Annotated in this window: 12 protein-coding genes; 6 read left to right on the plus strand and 6 right to left on the minus strand. The window is 73.3% G+C overall.

Annotation, left to right across the window (positions count from 1 at the left end; genetic code table 11):
* The first annotated feature begins 73 nt into the window (after nucleotides 1-73).
* Nucleotides 74-2,464: a hypothetical protein gene (locus OG542_RS36915; RefSeq protein WP_328416718.1), complete on the plus strand. Its 2,391-nt coding sequence runs from the start codon at nucleotides 74-76 to the stop codon at nucleotides 2,462-2,464.
* On the opposite strand, the gene OG542_RS36920 is transcribed toward OG542_RS36915, so the two are convergent.
* The 4 genes from OG542_RS36920 to OG542_RS36935 all read right to left on the minus strand — a co-directional run bounded on the left by OG542_RS36920 (nucleotide 2,434) and on the right by OG542_RS36935 (nucleotide 7,181).
* The gene (locus OG542_RS36920; RefSeq protein WP_328416720.1) at nucleotides 2,434-4,869 is read right to left on the minus strand and encodes a right-handed parallel beta-helix repeat-containing protein; all 2,436 of its coding nucleotides are present in this window, start codon (nucleotides 4,867-4,869) and stop codon (nucleotides 2,434-2,436) included. The two genes, OG542_RS36915 and OG542_RS36920, sit on opposite strands and share 31 nt — an antisense overlap.
* A 231-nt stretch (nucleotides 4,870-5,100) precedes the next feature.
* Entirely contained in the window at nucleotides 5,101-5,706 is a 606-nt protein-coding gene (locus OG542_RS36925) for an Rv1733c family protein (RefSeq protein ID WP_328416722.1), read from the minus strand.
* A gap of 107 nt (nucleotides 5,707-5,813) precedes the next feature.
* Nucleotides 5,814-6,707 (minus strand): MOSC domain-containing protein, encoded by an 894-nt coding sequence (locus tag OG542_RS36930; protein ID WP_328416724.1) that lies wholly within the window; start codon nucleotides 6,705-6,707, stop codon nucleotides 5,814-5,816.
* 42 nt (nucleotides 6,708-6,749) lie between these two features.
* Complete coding sequence (locus OG542_RS36935; protein ID WP_184595360.1) at nucleotides 6,750-7,181, minus strand: DUF6643 family protein; 432 nt, start codon at nucleotides 7,179-7,181, stop codon at nucleotides 6,750-6,752.
* Between the two features lie 296 nt (nucleotides 7,182-7,477).
* Here OG542_RS36935 and OG542_RS36940 point away from each other — a divergent pair, with 296 nt between their 5' ends.
* Nucleotides 7,478-8,767: a TerD family protein gene (locus OG542_RS36940; protein ID WP_328416727.1), complete on the plus strand. Its 1,290-nt coding sequence runs from the start codon at nucleotides 7,478-7,480 to the stop codon at nucleotides 8,765-8,767.
* 22 nt (nucleotides 8,768-8,789) lie between these two features.
* On the opposite strand, the gene OG542_RS36945 is transcribed toward OG542_RS36940, so the two are convergent.
* The gene (locus tag OG542_RS36945; protein ID WP_328416729.1) at nucleotides 8,790-9,983 is read right to left on the minus strand and encodes a glycosyltransferase; all 1,194 of its coding nucleotides are present in this window, start codon (nucleotides 9,981-9,983) and stop codon (nucleotides 8,790-8,792) included.
* Between the two features lie 39 nt (nucleotides 9,984-10,022).
* Here OG542_RS36945 and OG542_RS36950 point away from each other — a divergent pair, with 39 nt between their 5' ends.
* Together OG542_RS36950 and OG542_RS36955 are read left to right on the plus strand one after the other, a co-directional pair.
* The gene (locus OG542_RS36950) at nucleotides 10,023-10,808 is read left to right on the plus strand and encodes a glutamate racemase (RefSeq protein ID WP_328416731.1); all 786 of its coding nucleotides are present in this window, start codon (nucleotides 10,023-10,025) and stop codon (nucleotides 10,806-10,808) included.
* Between the two features lie 108 nt (nucleotides 10,809-10,916).
* Complete coding sequence (locus OG542_RS36955) at nucleotides 10,917-11,468, plus strand: hypothetical protein (protein WP_328416733.1); 552 nt, start codon at nucleotides 10,917-10,919, stop codon at nucleotides 11,466-11,468.
* Nucleotides 11,469-11,507: 39 nt separating this feature from the next.
* On the opposite strand, the gene OG542_RS36960 is transcribed toward OG542_RS36955, so the two are convergent.
* A complete protein-coding gene (locus OG542_RS36960) occupies nucleotides 11,508-12,518 on the minus strand; it encodes an O-antigen ligase family protein (RefSeq protein WP_328416735.1) in 1,011 nt (336 codons plus the stop codon).
* A gap of 333 nt (nucleotides 12,519-12,851) precedes the next feature.
* On the opposite strand from OG542_RS36960, the gene lnt reads away from it, so the two are divergent.
* Both lnt and OG542_RS36970 read left to right on the plus strand, forming a co-directional pair.
* The gene (lnt, locus tag OG542_RS36965; protein ID WP_328416737.1) at nucleotides 12,852-14,459 is read left to right on the plus strand and encodes an apolipoprotein N-acyltransferase; all 1,608 of its coding nucleotides are present in this window, start codon (nucleotides 12,852-12,854) and stop codon (nucleotides 14,457-14,459) included.
* Between the two features lie 67 nt (nucleotides 14,460-14,526).
* Entirely contained in the window at nucleotides 14,527-15,006 is a 480-nt protein-coding gene (locus OG542_RS36970) for an NUDIX hydrolase (RefSeq protein ID WP_311129782.1), read from the plus strand.
* Nucleotides 15,007-15,021 lie beyond the last annotated feature (15 nt).

Consider the following 15,021-nt stretch of genomic DNA (forward strand, 5'->3'; position numbering starts at 1 on the left):
GCGCCGCAGAAGTGGAGATCCTTGTGCCCGCACGGACAGAGCCGACGGCGTGTCACGGGGGAAGTGCGAATCAGTGGAACGTGCGCAGGAACATGTCTCGACCGGCGGGCCGGACCAGCCCGCCCGGCGGCCCGGCGAGACCGGGACCGCCCTGGAACTCCTGGTCCACGGCGTGGGCGGCACCACGCCGCAGGAGATGCTCAACGATCCGCGGACGGTGCGGATCACCGGCGACAACATCGCGGCCGTCTTCCGCCGCGCCGACGACGTCGACGCGGAGACCAGCCCCGACGCCCACCGCCGCGACGGACCGGTGCCCGAGGCCTACGTCTGGTGCAACCTCACCTCCGGCAACGGCACCCGCGCCCTGTGGCTGTTGCTGCTGCCGTTCATGGTCGTCAACCTCGCCCACTGGATGCGCCCCACCGCCCGCGGCCGAAGACGCACGGTGCGCCTCTACGGCCTGCTGGTACGGCTGGCGGGACTGACCCTGACGGTGCTGCTCGTCGCGGCGGCCTGCGAGGTCGCCCTCGACCTCGCGGCCTGGCAGTGCGCGGGCACCCTCGCCTGCGCCGACCGCCACTCCTGGCTGGGCTTCCTCTCGCCCACCGTCTCCGACGGCGGCTGGTGGAGCAGCCCCGGCCGCAGGCTCGCTCTCGCGGCCTTCGTCCCCACCGCCGTGACCGCCCTGCTGTGGTACCTGTCCAAGCGCACCTGGAGCGACTACGAGTCCCAGCAGCCGATCGACCGCGCCCCCGAGCCCGACGAGGACGGCAGCCCGACCGCGCTGGGCCGGCCCGGGTTCTGGTACGGCCGCCGGCTGGTGGCCCGGCTGCGCGCCGCGCACACCGCCGCCGGACTGATCACCGTCGCGGCCGCGGTCGTCAGTGCCGCCGCCGGCCGCGACCGCGAGCCCGGCGGCCCGGCCGTACTGAACATCCTGGGCCTGCTCTTGGAGGCCGCCCTCGCGGCGTGCGCGGTCGCCGTGGTGTGGGTGGTGTGCCGCCGGGGCCGCAGCGAGAACCGCCTCGACCGGGAGCTCGACGAACGTTTTGTACGACGCCTGCCGCTCGCAGCGCTCGTCCTGCTCGGCCTCGCCCTGCTCTACGCCGGGTGGGAGCGCCCCGGCTGGGAGTCGGCCGGGCGGCTGCCGGGCGACATGACCTTCGGCGGTATCGCCCTGGTCCAGGGCCTGCTCGTGGTCGTCCTCGCCGTCGTCGCCCAGACTCTGCACCGCACCGACCCCGACCGGCGGGCCGTGCTGCGCGGCCTCGGCGGACCGGCCGTCGCGATGCTGGCCTGTGCCCTGGGCGGGGTGATGTCCGGCGGCGTGTCCCAGCGCGTGTCCGACTGGCTGGACGGCACCGGCACGTCGATCGACGGCCCGCCGGTCCTGCTGACCTGGCAGGCGTCCGTCATCCCGCCCCTGATCGTGGTGCTCCTGGTGCTCTTCGGCTGGCTGGGCCGGCGCGCCTGGCAGCTCGCCCGCGCCGAGCGCGAGGCCGTGGCACGCGACTACCCGGACGAGGCCCAGGACCGAGCCCGGACCCGCCGTATCGCCTACACCCGCGCGATGGCGGCGCTCACCGACCGAGGACCCCGCGTCGTCGCCGTCACCTCCGGCGTCACCCTGCTGCTCGGCGCCGGTGCACTGGTGGGCGCCCTGACCACCGACGAGACACCGGGGGAGGCCGCGCAGGGCGCCTACCCCGTCGTCCACGGCGCCGCGGAGACCGCCCAGGCCCTCGGCTCCTGGCTGATCGGCCTCGGCTTCATATTGTTCGTCACCTGGGGTCGGCGCGCCTACAAGGACGCGGCGGCCCGCCGCACCATCGGCATCCTCTGGGACGTCGGCACGTTCTGGCCGCGCGCCGCCCACCCCTTCGCCCCGCCCTGCTACGCCGAACGCGCCGTGCCCGACCTGACCTGGCGGATGGCGACCTGGACCCGGACCACCGGCGGACGGCTGGTCATCTCCGGGCACTCGCAGGGCAGCGTGCTCGCCGCCGCAGCGGCCTGGCAACTCGCCCCCTCCGCCCGCAAACGGGTCGCGCTGCTGACCTACGGCTCACCGCTGGAGCGCCTCTACGGCCGCTGGTTCCCGGCGCACTTCGGCCCCGCCGCGCTCAGCTCACTGCACCGGGAGGTCGACTGCTGGCGCAACCTCTACCGGCTCACCGACCCCATCGGCGGACCGATGCGCCTGCCCGGCGACCGCGGCCACCAGGTCGACCACGGCCCTCTGAAGGACCCACTCGCCTACGGCCGCACGGATTCGCTGCCGCTGCCCGCGCCGATCCTCGGCCACTCCGACTACCAGGCAGACCCGGCGTTCGCCGAGGAACGCCGCAAGCTGCTGAACCGGCTGCGGCCGGACCTGCCGGGCCCCCGTCACACCGGCGAGCCGCCCTGCCCGGGCCCGGACGCGGATCCTCAGGGCAGCTCGGGCAGATCCTCGGCATAGAGCAGCGTCAGGTCGTCCGTGCTCGGCTCCGCGACCTGGGCGACCCGGCTCGCGTGCCGCTCCACCATGGCCTCGAACGTCTGCCGCGCGGTACGGCCGTTGCCGAACGCCGGGCCCTTGGGGAGTTCCGTGAAGTACTTCCCCAGGGCCTCGGCCGCGCCCTGCGCCAGCCGGTACTCGTGCTCCTCGGCCTGCTGCTCCACGATCCGCAGCAGGTCCTCCGGGCCGTAGTCGCTGAAGGTGATGGTCCGTGAGAAGCGGGACGCCACACCCGGGTTGACCGACAGGAAGCGCTCCATCTCGGCCGTGTAACCCGCGACGATCACCACGACCGCGTCCCGGTGATCCTCCATCAGCTTCACCAGCGTGTCGATGGCCTCCTTGCCGAAGTCACGGCCGGCGTCCTCGGGGGACAGCGCGTACGCCTCGTCGATGAACAGCACACCGCCGCGCGCCTTCTCGAAGGCCTCCTGCGTGCGGATCGCGGTCGAGCCGATGTGCTCGCCCACCAGATCGACCCGGGACACCTCGACCAGGTGCCCCTTCTCCAGCACACCGAGGGAGGCGAGGATCTCGCCGTACAGCCGCGCGACCGTCGTCTTGCCCGTGCCGGGGGAGCCGGTGAATACCAGGTGCCGCTTGACCGACGCCGCCTTCAGGCCCGCCCGCTGCCGGCGCCGGCCTACCTCGATCATGTCGGTGAGGGCACGCACCTCGCGCTTGACGCTCTCAAGGCCCACCAGCGCGTCCAGTTCACCGAGGACGGCCTTGGAGGTGCGGGACGGCTGCTCGGGCTCCACGGCCGGGGCCGGGGGCGCCGGTTCGGCGCGCTGCTCCGGGAGGGCGCCCAGCAGACCGGGGGAGTGGCTCACCGTCTGCACGGCCGTCGCCGGGGCTGCGGGCGCACCGAGTCCCGCGCTCTCGTCGCTGGTGCAGTCCTCGACCAGGGGGGACGTCCCGGACGCCGCGTCGGCGCCGCTGTCCGCGAACTCGTAGCCGCCGCGCGCACACCGCTCCGTGCGGCACTTCCTGAGTGTCGTACGGCTGCCGTCGATCACATGGAAGCCGTAGCCGCCGCTGCCCGTCACCCGGCAGTTCTGGAAGCTGCCGCGGCCGCCGGCCGAGACATAGACCCCGGCCTCCGCCGGGGAGTCGATCGTGCAGCGCTCCACGGTGGGGTCGGCGCCCTTGGTGACGATGACGCCGGTCTGGGTGCCGTCCAGCGTGCAGTTGCTGAGGGTGCCGCCGCTGCCGTGGTCGCGGAACCAGGCGCCCGTCGCCGCGTCCCGGATCCGGCAGTCGTCGAGCTGGGCGGTCGCGCCGTCGCTCACCGACACGGCCGTGTTGCGCACCTGCGACAGGTCGCTGTCGACGACGTCCGCACGCGAGCCGCGGTCGAGGACGAACAGCGCGTCCGGCACGTCGTGCACCCGGCACGAGTCGAGCACCGCCGTGGCCCCGTCGCTCACCCACACCGCCGGGTAGTCGCCCGTGCTGTCGAAGATCTCGCACTGGTTGGCGTCCACGCGCGTGCCCGGGTCCCACACCGACAGGCCGTTGCGCCCGAACTGCCGCACCGTGGTGCGCGTCAGTGTGAGGACCGAACGCGAGCGCAGGTCGACCGCGTTCTCCGGGATGTCGTGGATACGGCAGTCGGCGAGCGTCAGCACGGCGTCCGTGTCCAGCGTGACGCCGTCGGCCGTCGTCCGGTGCACATCGCAGTCCGTGAGGTGCGCGGTGGCCCGGCCGGTGATCTGCACCCCGCTGCCCCGGACCTCGTAGATCTCGCAGCCCACCGCCTCCAGCGCCGAGTTCTCCCCGGTCGCCGACAGGCCCGAGCCCGAGGTGTGGTGCACCCGGCAGCGCTCCAGACGGGGGTGGGCGCCGCCGCGCACCGCCACGCCCGACTGGCCGGCCGCGACGACCTCGCACTCTTCGAACACCCCGCCCGCGCCGTCGAGTACGGCGATGCCGACGCCCGCCGGATTGTCGACCGCGCACCGCCGGACCGTGGGCCGGGCGTTGCCGCGCACCTCGATCCCCGCCGCCGAGCGCGTGACGACCCGCACGTCCCGCAGCTCCGGTGTGCCCTCCTCCACCAGGACGGCCGGGGCGGCCGAGTCCTGGCCCTCCACATGCAGGTCCTGCACCACCGCCGAGGCACGCACGGTCAGCGGCACCCCGTCCACCGGCGCGATCCGCACCGAGCCGGGGGAGCCCTCCGGGCCTCGCAGGGTCACTGCGCGCTGCACGATGAGGTTCTCCCGGTAGGTGCCGGGGGCGACGGTGAGGACGTCTCCGTCGGCCGCGGCCTCCAGGGCAGCGGCGAGCGATGCGTACTCACCCGTGCGGCGCCGCCACCGCGATGTGCCGGTGTGCGTCACCTGGACCGTGCCCTGTGCCATGGTGTAGCTGTGCCCCCACCTCGGTCGTACTGATGGCTCGTTCGCCTTCGTGGCGCTTCAGCCCGTGTCGTGAGTCGCGGCCGTGCCCGGCCTCTCGGGCCTGCGCGCGCACGCGGCAGCGACACCGGCGCGCCCCTCCTGCTCGCTCGCGCGCGGGTTGTGCCGATCGTCTCGGCCGGACCACCGTAGCGTGCGCGCGGGTGGTGGGTTGACCAGAGTCGGAAGGCCGTCTCAGCTGCCGGTGCCCGTCCTGCCCCAGTCCGGGCCCGCCTTGTCCCATGCCTGGTCCCAACGGGCGTACCTGCGGCGGACCATGCGCCAGACGATCAGCCGCCTGCCGCCCTCGACGAGGCCGCCGGCCGCCAGGGCCGCGCCGATGCCGCCGAGGACCGCGTGCGTCGACGCCGTCGCGGAGTCGAGCGGGCGGGCCACCATCCGGCCGTGCCGGTCGGTCCATATCCGGAACTGGTCGCCCTGCTGCGGGTCCTTGAGGCCCGCCAGGACCGGGCCCTGGTGCGCGGTGCCGTCCGGGGCGGTCCAGTCGGCGAGGACGCGGTTGCGCAGATCCCTGCCCGTCGAGGTCTCCGGGTCGGCGTCGAGCGGGGAGGGGTCCAGCTTGCGGACCACCGTGGCCGTCACCAGACGCCGCGCCTCGTGCTGCGTCCGGACGGACTGCTGCAGTGTGTCCTGGGCGGCACCTCCGACGAGGAATCCGGCCACCGGGGCGACCAGGAGGATCAGCAGCAGGGCGGCCAGAGCCACCCAGGCCTCGGCCAGATCGGTCGCGCGGCACAGCGGATTGCGCCGCCAGCGCCAGAGCCCCTTGATCGCTCGCACCGACTGCACCCCCTTCCCGCTCCGTGATAACCCCCCGCGGAGCCCTCCACGCGCGGACCCGTCGAAGAGAGAGGCACATCACCTCTCACGGGTCTCTCATGAACTTCTCACACAAGCCCAACGCCCGGGTCCGCGACGCGGTTCCCGCCCCGGTCGGAGAGCTTCTGCCCGCGCTGCTCGAGGATCCTGACCGGGTCCCCGACCCGGATCGTGCCCCGGGACAGGGGCACCAGGTTCTGTCCGAAGACCAGCTTGCCGCCGAGCCGCCGGTGCCGCCCCAAGCTGTACAGGGGCTCGCGGCCGCGCTCGCCCGTGCCCTGGTCGGTGGTGGTCACCACGCACCGGCCGCAGGGCTTCGCGACCCGGAAGGACACCTCGCCGATGGCGATGCGCGACCACGCGTCCTCGGCCCAGGCGGCGGTTCCCGCCACGACCACGTTCGGCCGGAAACGGTTCATGGGCAGCGGGCCCTCGTCGGCGTGGTCGCCCTGCCCGATCAGGGTGTTGAGAGCGTCGAGCGAGGCCGTCGTCGCGAGCAGCAGCGGGAAGCCGTCGGCGAAGGAGACGGTCTCGCCGGGCCGCGCGTACTCCGGGTCGACGGGCCGGCGGGTGGCCGGGTCGGGCATGTGCACGAGGCGCACACCGATGCCGAGATAAGCGCTGCACCAGGCGTGCGCGGCTTCGTCCTCGGCCGGGACCGCCTCGACCTTGTCGCGGAAGATCCGCACCGGCACGGTGCCGAGGGCCCGGGGAACGGGCACCGTCAGCTGCTCCATGCCGGGCGCGGACAGCCGGACGCCGCCGTCCGGCAGGAGTTCCGCGGCGGCGGATGCGAGGCGCGGCTGCTGGCGTTGGGTGACGACCTTTCCCCCGTCGTCGATCAGCACCCAGCACCGGTCTCCGGCCAGCCCCCAGGGCTCCACGACGGCCTTCCGGGGCGCCAGGCCCCGGACCGCCTTGACCGGATGGACGTGAATCGAGTGCAGATGTGCGGTCCCCATGGGGTCATCGTGCCAGCCGGCACCGACAACCCCCGGGGGCGCTCAGTAACCGCGGTACTGCTGGTTGTTGTACGGGTCCTGGTAGGGAGCCGGTGCGGGCCGGGGAGCCGCGGGGCGCATCGCCTCGTAGCCCCCACCGGGCGCCGCCGGGCGCGGCTGCTGAGGCTGGGGGCCGGGATAGCCGCGCGGTGCGGAGGCCTGCTGCGGGATGTACGCCGCGGGTGCCTGCTGGAGCGGGGCGGGCTGCTGTGCCTGCGGATAGCCGTAGGCGGGCTGGGAGGGAGCTGCCGGCAGAGCGGGCAGTGCCGACGGGAGGGCGGGCAGGTTGCTGCCGGGCATGTCGTATTGCGCGGGGACCCGGATCGGGGCGATCTGCGGGGTGCCCCGCTCGGCGACGAGCTTGTCGTAGATCGGGGTGTCCGGGAAGGAGGCGGAGTAGTAGCCGCCGCCATAGGTGGAGCGGGGGGAGGTCATGCCACATAAGTTAAGCCAATGATGTGCTGGTTGGGGAGACCGATAAGAGGGTTGTTTTCCGTGTCCGCAGTGACCAGGGATCCCCAAAGCGAGCGAACTCGCCAAAAAGGGGCACCGGACAGGGTTCTGATCGTGTAAAGGCCGAGTTCCGGGCGGGTTACCAGGGGTTGGCCGCCGGTCTCCCGGTGGCGGCGCATGGGAGTTCGCGGCGGGGAGGAATAGGTTGTGCGGACGGAACTCGACGGACGGCCGGGATGTGCCTGGCGCGGTGATACGCGATGGGGGCGGACATGCAAATGCTGAAAGGTTCAAACACTCCTGTGCCGACCGCGGCACTGCGGGTGGAATTGGGCTGGCGGACCGGGCCGGGCGTGCCCGACGCGGACGCCTCCGCTTTGCTGCTGGTAAGCGGGAAGGTGCGTTCCGACGCGGACTTCGTCTTTTACAACCAGCCCGCGCACTCCTCCGGCGCGATCCGTCACGAGGGCAAGCGGAACGCCGACGGCCGGGTGACCGACGCGCTCCTCGTCGACCTCACGGGCGTGGAGCCCGCGATCGAGACGGTCGTCCTCGCCGCCTCCGCCGACGGCGGCACCTTCGGGCAGGTCCCGGACCTGTACATCGAGGTCCAGGACGCCCGGAACACTCCGATGGCCCGCTTCGACAACCCGGGCGCCACGAGTGAAACCGCTTTCGTGCTGGGCGAGTTCTACCGCCGCCAGGGCGCCTGGAAGTTCCGCGCCGTGGGGCAGGGCTACAGCAGCGGGCTCGAAGGGCTGGCCACCGAGTACGGCATCACGGTGGACGAACCGCAGCAGACGGCCCCGGCCGCGGCACCGCCCATGGCCACCCCACCGCCCGCCACGCCCCCGGCGCCCACGCCCCCGCCGGTGACGCGGCCGGCGACCCCGCCCCCGCCCGCATCGCCTCCGGCGGCACCGGCGCCGGTCCGCCTGACCAAGGTGACGCTCACCAAGGCAGCCCCCTCCGTCTCGCTCACCAAGCAGGGCGGCACCTCCGGCGCCCTCCACGTGAACCTCAACTGGGAGGTGCGCAAGCAGTTCTCGGGGTGGAGCAGTAAGTTCGGCCGCCCGGCCGCGATGCACTCCGACCTCGACCTCGACCTGTGCGCGCTGTTCGAACTCACCGACGGCAGCAAGGGCGTCGTACAAGCCCTCGGCAACACCTTCGGAGCGCTGCACCAGCCCCCGTACATCCACCTCGACGGCGACGACCGCACCGGCGCCGTGGCGGCCGGTGAGAACCTCACCGTCAATCTCGACCACAAGAACGCCTTCCGGCGCATCCTCGTCTTCGTCACCATCTACGAAGGCGCCCGCTCCTTCGCCGACCTGAACGCCACCGTCACGCTCCAGCCGCAGTACGGCGCCCCGATCGACTTCTCCCTCGACGAGTGCACGGTCCCCTCGCCCGTGTGCGCGCTCGCGCTGATCACCAACACCGGCGGCGACCTGGTCGTCCAGCGGGAGGCGCGCTACCTGGTGCCCGAGCGCGGGGTCAGCCCGCAGCGCACGGTCGACCACGCCTACGGGTGGGGCATGAACTGGACCCCCGGCAGGAAGTGACCACACTTGTCACCGGCTGCCGTCAGCCCTCGTCGGGCACGGCCTCCGGACGGGCGTAGGTGCGGCCCTTCCAGGCCGCACCGCGTCCCCGGTAGTGCTGCACCGCCGAATCGACCGTCATGAGGAGATAGAGGAACGCGGTGAACGGCAGCAAGGGAGCGAGCCACAGCGGCTGCCGGTAGTAGCGGAGCATCGGGAGGTACGTCCCGGTCATCACGAGCCACGACAGTCCGCCGGTGATCGCCGCCGCCCCGCTCCCCGCGGCCAGGCCGGCCACGACCGCCACCGGCGGCACCAGGTACACCAGCGCCAGCCCCGCCACCGTCCCGGCCAGCAGCAGAGGGCTGTGACGCAGCTGGGCGTACGCACTGCGCGACACCATCCGCCACAGGTCGTGCAGCCGCGGATACGGCCGCACGCTGTCCACCCGGTCGGCGAGCCCCAGCCAGACGCGGCCGCCGCCGCGCTTGACGGCCCGTGCGAGCGCCACGTCGTCGATGACGGCGTGCCGGAACGCGTCCGGGATCCGCACCCGCTCGGCGGTCTCCGCCCGCACCAGGACACAACCACCGGCCGCGGCGGCCGTCCGCGTCCCCACCCCGCCGATCCGGCGGAAGGGGTAGAGCTGCGCGAAGAAGTAGACGAAGGCCGGCACCACGAGCCGTTCCCAGGCGCTCTCCACCCGCAGCCGGGCCATCTGCGAGACCACGTCGAAGTCGCCGGCACGGGCCGCCGCCACCAATTCCCTCAGACTGTCCGGCGCGTGCGCGATGTCGGCGTCCGTCAGGAGCAGATACTCGGGATCACGCGCGCGTGCCAGTCCGATGCCGTGGCGCACCGCCCACAGCTTCCCGGCCCAGCCCGCGGGCGGCTCGCCCGGCGAGCCCACGGTCAGCGGCAGCCCGCCGTGCCGGCGCGCCAGTTCCCGCGCGAGATCACCCGTGCCGTCCGAACTCCCGTCGTCGACGAAGAAGACCTCCGCCCGCCCTGGATAGTCCTGCAGGAGCAGGGACGGCAGCGCGGCGGGCAGCATGGCCACCTCGTCACGGGCCGGGACGACGACGCACACCGACGGCCACGCGTCCGGGTCCCGGCGCGGCGGCAGTCGCACATCCGTGCGCCAGAAGAAGCCCTGACAGAGCAGCAGCCACAGCCAGGCGAGAAGTGATCCAGCGGCAGTCCACACAACGGCGCTCACGCGCGCAGTCTGCCCCACCGGACCCGCCCGAGAAGGCTCATCGTCTATCGTGACCGGGTGAAGATCGCCCTCATGGACTCCGGAATCGGTCTGCTGGCGGCCACCGCCGCGATGCGGCGGCTGCGCCCAGACGCCGATCTCGTACTCTCTCTCGACCCCGACGGCATGCCGTGGGGACCGAGGACCCCGGAGGACCTGACCGGGCGTGCCCTGGCCGTGGCCGAGGCGGCCGCCGCCCGCCGCCCCGACGCCCTGATCGTCGGCTGCAACACCGCGACCGTGCACGCGCTCACCGCCCTGCGCGCCCGCCTCGAACCGGAGCTCCCGGTCGTCGGCACCGTCCCGGCGATCAAGCCCGCCGCGGCCGGCGGCGGACCCATCGCCATCTGGGCCACCCCGGCCACCACAGGCAGCCCGTACCAGCGGAACCTGATCCGGGACTTCGCGGGCGGAGTGCCCGTCGCCGAGGTGCCCTGCTGGGGCCTCGCCGAGGCCGTGGAACACGCGGACGAGGCGGCGATCGACGCCGCCGTGTCCGCGGCCGCCGCGCTGACCCCCGACGAGGTGACGACCGTCGTCCTGGGCTGCACCCACTACGAACTGGTCACCGAGCGCATCCGGGCCGCCGTCCAGCGTCCCGGCCGCCCGCCCCTCGTGCTGCACGGCTCCGCGGGTGCCGTCGCCGCCCAGGCCCTGCGCCGGCTCGGCGAGCAGCCCGCACCGGGAGCCGCGCCCCACGGCACCCTGACCGTGCTGCTGAGCGGGCGCGAGGGCGCGCTGCCCGCGCCGGCCCTGGCGTACGACGAAGGGCGGATGCTCCAGGCGGTCACGCCCGCCCGCTGACCGGCACCGGCCGCCGTCGCCCGGCCTGGAGGGGCCCGCCGCCCGGTCGGCGCAGTCACGCTCCGCCACGAGGTACCGGCGGAGCGAAACCTGAGTAACCTCATATGCATGAGGGACCACCCCCACGGCGAGAACGCCCCCCACTCGCACCCCGATGTCTGGACCGGCCGTGCCACCAACCGGGTCCAGTGGCTGCTGGCGCTCGGCGGCGCCGCCTGTATGGCGCTGGGCATCGAGCTGGCCGTCGACTCGGCGTGGACGTCCGGCGCCCCGCTCGTCATGGCCGTCGTCGGGTGCATCGCCGCCGGGCTGCTGGTCCTCTTCGGAACCCTGGCCTTCGTGCACGTCGCGCTCCGGGTCGACGACGAGCACCTCGAGGTGCGCTGCGGCCACATCGGCCTGCCCCGTCGCCGTATCCCGCTGTCCCATGTGGCGGGCGCCACGTACATCCCGCATGTCACCCCCCGGCACTGGGGCGGCTGGGGCTACCGATGGCGGCCCGAGAAGGGAACCGCGGTGGTCGTGCGACGAGGCGAGGGCGTCGAGCTGGAGATGTGGGACGGACACACCTTCACGGTCACCGTGGACGACGCGGAGGTGGCCGTCCAGGTGATCAAGGCACGGCTGCGACCCAGGAAGCCGGGTGCTCCCGCGCACTGAGGGCTGTGGATCGCCGGCCGTGATCACCGGGGCGGCCGGTCACCAGGCAGGAGTGCGTCCGGCGCCGCGCGGGTGTGTGTCCGGGGCGCGGGTCGACGGTTCGTCGGCCCAGGGGCGTGCCGTGGCCATGCCCGCCAGCAGGCCCGCACCCACCGACACCGCGGTGAAGCTCAGCGCGTTGCCGATCGCGGCGATGGCGGCGAGCGCCGTCAGGGTCGCGCCCGCGGTGAGCACCACCGGCGTCGGGCGCGGGCCGCGCCACAGGGCGTACAGCATCCAGCCGAACGCCGCCGCCAGCAGAGCCACGCCGACGATGCCCTGCTCGGCCGCCTGCTGCAGGGGCGCCGAGTGGGGCTTGCCATCGGACAGCAGTGACTGGGCGGACGTCGTGCTCAGCTCCCCGAAGCGGCCCGGGCCCACTCCCAGGACGGCGTCCTCGCGCAGCAGGTGCCAGGCGTCCTCCCAGAGCCGCACGCGGTGCGGCGTCAGCCGCCCTTCGAGGGCGGTCACGAGCCCGCCCGGTACAGCACGCGCGGCGACCGCCCAGGCCAGGCAGGCCGCCAGGGCGGCGACCGCGGCCAGTACGGCCAGGCCGACGCCGCGGTGACGGGTGCGGCCGGCGGCGAGCGAGCACAACAGCACCGCGACACAGGTGACGCAGCCGGAGGCCGAGCCGAGCACGGCCGCCAGGACCGCGGTCCCGGCGGCCAGCAGGCGCAGGGCGATCCGGGCGGCCGGAGCCGTGGCGGCCCAGGCCGCGCAGCACGCGGCACCGGCCGACAGCGTCAGTACGGCCGCTGTCGCCCCGGCGTGGCCCAGGGGCGCGGTGATCTGCGGGCCCGGAGCAAGGTGCGGAACGGCCACGGTCAGCGCGACACCCGCCAGCGCCCCGGCGCAGGGCGCCCCGACCGGCAGCAGCGCCCCGCCGATCCGCCCCGCGGCGTACCCGGCCGCCACGGCCAGCACCGCGAGGAGCACGCCCTCGGGCCGGCCCTCGTGCACCGCGGCCGTGATCAGGGACCAGCCGGCGCAAGCTCCCAGCACCACCACGCCCGCAGCATCGGAAACGATTCTTCTCTCGCCGTCCGCGTCCAGCCCGGACGCGGACGTCAGCCCACGTGAACCCACCCCGCCACGCCCCCGCACCACGTCGCCCCCGACCTGTGAAGACCCCGGCCGTACGGGCCGCCACGGGCCGCACGACTGAGGCTTCGGCACACCGTAGCCGCTGGTGGGCGGTTTGTGGATGTGTCGTGACGAAATGAGCAGGAACGATGCTGCGGACGCAGGGGCGACGCCGCGTGCGGTCGCCCGCACGGCGTGGTGCCACCGTCTCGTGGACCGCGCTGTCGGCCTCAAGGTCACTCGCCTTAGACTCCGGTAGTGACCGTCACCGCAACCTCCGTCGGCGAGTCGGACCAGTTGGAGCCGCGGAACGCGCCCGGGGCGCGGACCTGGGCCCGGCGTCTCGTTCCGGCCGCCGCAGCCGCGCTCTCCGGCCTGCTCCTTTATGTCAGCTTCCCGCCCCGCACCCTCTGGTGGCTGGCCCTTCCGGCCTTCGCCGTCTTCGGCTGGGTGCTGCGTGGCCGGAGCTGGAAGGCGGGGCTGGGCCTCGGCTATCTCTTCGGCCTCGGCTTTCTGCTGCCGCTGCTGGTGTGGACCGGAGTGGAGGTCGGGCCGGGCCCCTGGCTCGCCCTGGTCGTCATCGAGGCGATCTTCGTCGCACTGGTCGGCGCGGGCGTCGCGGCCGTGTCGAAGCTGCCCGGCTGGCCGGTGTGGGCAGCCGCTGTGTGGATCGCCGGAGAGGCGGCACGCGCGCGCGTGCCGTTCGATGGCTTCCCCTGGGGAAAGATCGCGTTCGGGCAGGCCGACGGGGTGTTCCTCCCGCTCGCGGCGGTGGGCGGTACCCCGGTGCTCGGCTTCGCCGTGGTCCTGTGCGGCTTCGGGCTGTACGAAGTCGTCCGCCTTGCCGTGCAAACCCGGCGGACCGGGACGGTACGACGGACCGCCGCGGCCGTGGGCCTGCTGTGCGTGACCGTCCCGGTCGTGGGCGCCGTGGCGGCCCGGCCGCTGGTCAGCGACAAGGCCGAGGACGGCAGCGTGACCGTCGCCGCCATCCAGGGCAACGTGCCCCGCGCGGGCCTCGACTTCAACTCCCAGCGGCGGGCGGTGCTCGACTACCACGCGCGCGAGACGGAACGCCTGGCCGCGGAGGTCAAGGCCGGCAAGGTCGCCCGTCCCGACTTCGTGCTGTGGCCGGAGAACTCCTCCGACATCGACCCCTTCGCCAACCCCGACGCCCGTGCGGTGATCGACAAGGCGGCCAAGGCCATCGGCGTGCCCGTCTCGGTCGGCGGCGTCGTGGAGCGCGACGGCAAGCTGTACAACGAGCAGATCCTGTGGGACCCGGCGAAGGGGCCCATCGACACCTACGACAAGCGTCAGATCCAGCCGTTCGGCGAGTATCTGCCGCTGCGCTCGTTCATCGGCGCGATCAACAAGAACTGGACGGCGATGGTCCGCCAGGACTTCAGCCGGGGCACCGAGCCGGGCGTGTTCACCATGGACGGCGCCAAGGTCGGTCTCGTCACCTGCTACGAGGCCGCCTTCGACTGGACCGTGCGCTCCGAGGTCACCGACGGCGCCCAGATGATCTCCGTGCCGAGCAACAACGCCACCTTCGACCGCAGCGAGATGACGTACCAGCAGCTCGCCATGTCCCGAGTCCGCGCGGTCGAGCACAGCAGGACCGTGACGGTGCCGGTGACCAGCGGCGTCAGCGCGATGATCATGCCGGACGGGAAGATCACGCAGAAGACCGGCATGTTCGTCGCCGACTCGCTGGTGCAGAAGGTGCCGCTGCGGTCCTCGCAGACCCCCGCCACGCGGCTCGGCGTCCTGCCGGAGATCGCCCTCGTACTGGTCGCGGCCGGCGGACTGGGCTGGGCCGTCGGCACCGGTCTGCGCGGACGACGCGCCGGTGACGTGTAGCCGTACGCCCGTCGCACGCTGCCTGAATCGCGCGGGACACCGCGACCGGCCGATTAGGGTCGTCGCCATGGCTACTCCTGACTTCATCCGGACCCTCCGCGCATCGGCCGGCCATCAGTTGCTCTGGCTTCCCGGAGTCACCGCCATCGTCTTCGACGACGAGGGCAGAGTGCTGCTCAACCGCCGCTCCGACACCGGCAAGTGGTCCGTGATCGGCGGCATCCCGGACCCGGGGGAAGAGCCCGCGGCCTGCGCCGTGCGGGAGGTCCACGAGGAGACGGCCGTGCACTGCGTCGCCGAACGGGTCGTCCTCGTCCAGGCGCTCGACCCCGTCACGTACGAGAACGGCGACACCTGCCAGTACATGGACGTCACCCTCCGCTGCCGGGCCGTCGGGGGCGAGGCGCGGGTCAACGACGACGAGTCGCTGGACGTGGGCTGGTTCGACATCGACGCCCTGCCAGAGCTGGACGAGTTCGGGCTGCTCCGGATCAAGCAGGCTGTGTCGGACGCCCCCACATGGTTCGACCCCACTGCCCCCAGCTGAACTATGGGGCGTGAC

The organism is Streptomyces violaceus (assembly GCF_036014075.1).
GTDB lineage: Bacteria > Actinomycetota > Actinomycetes > Streptomycetales > Streptomycetaceae > Streptomyces > Streptomyces violaceus.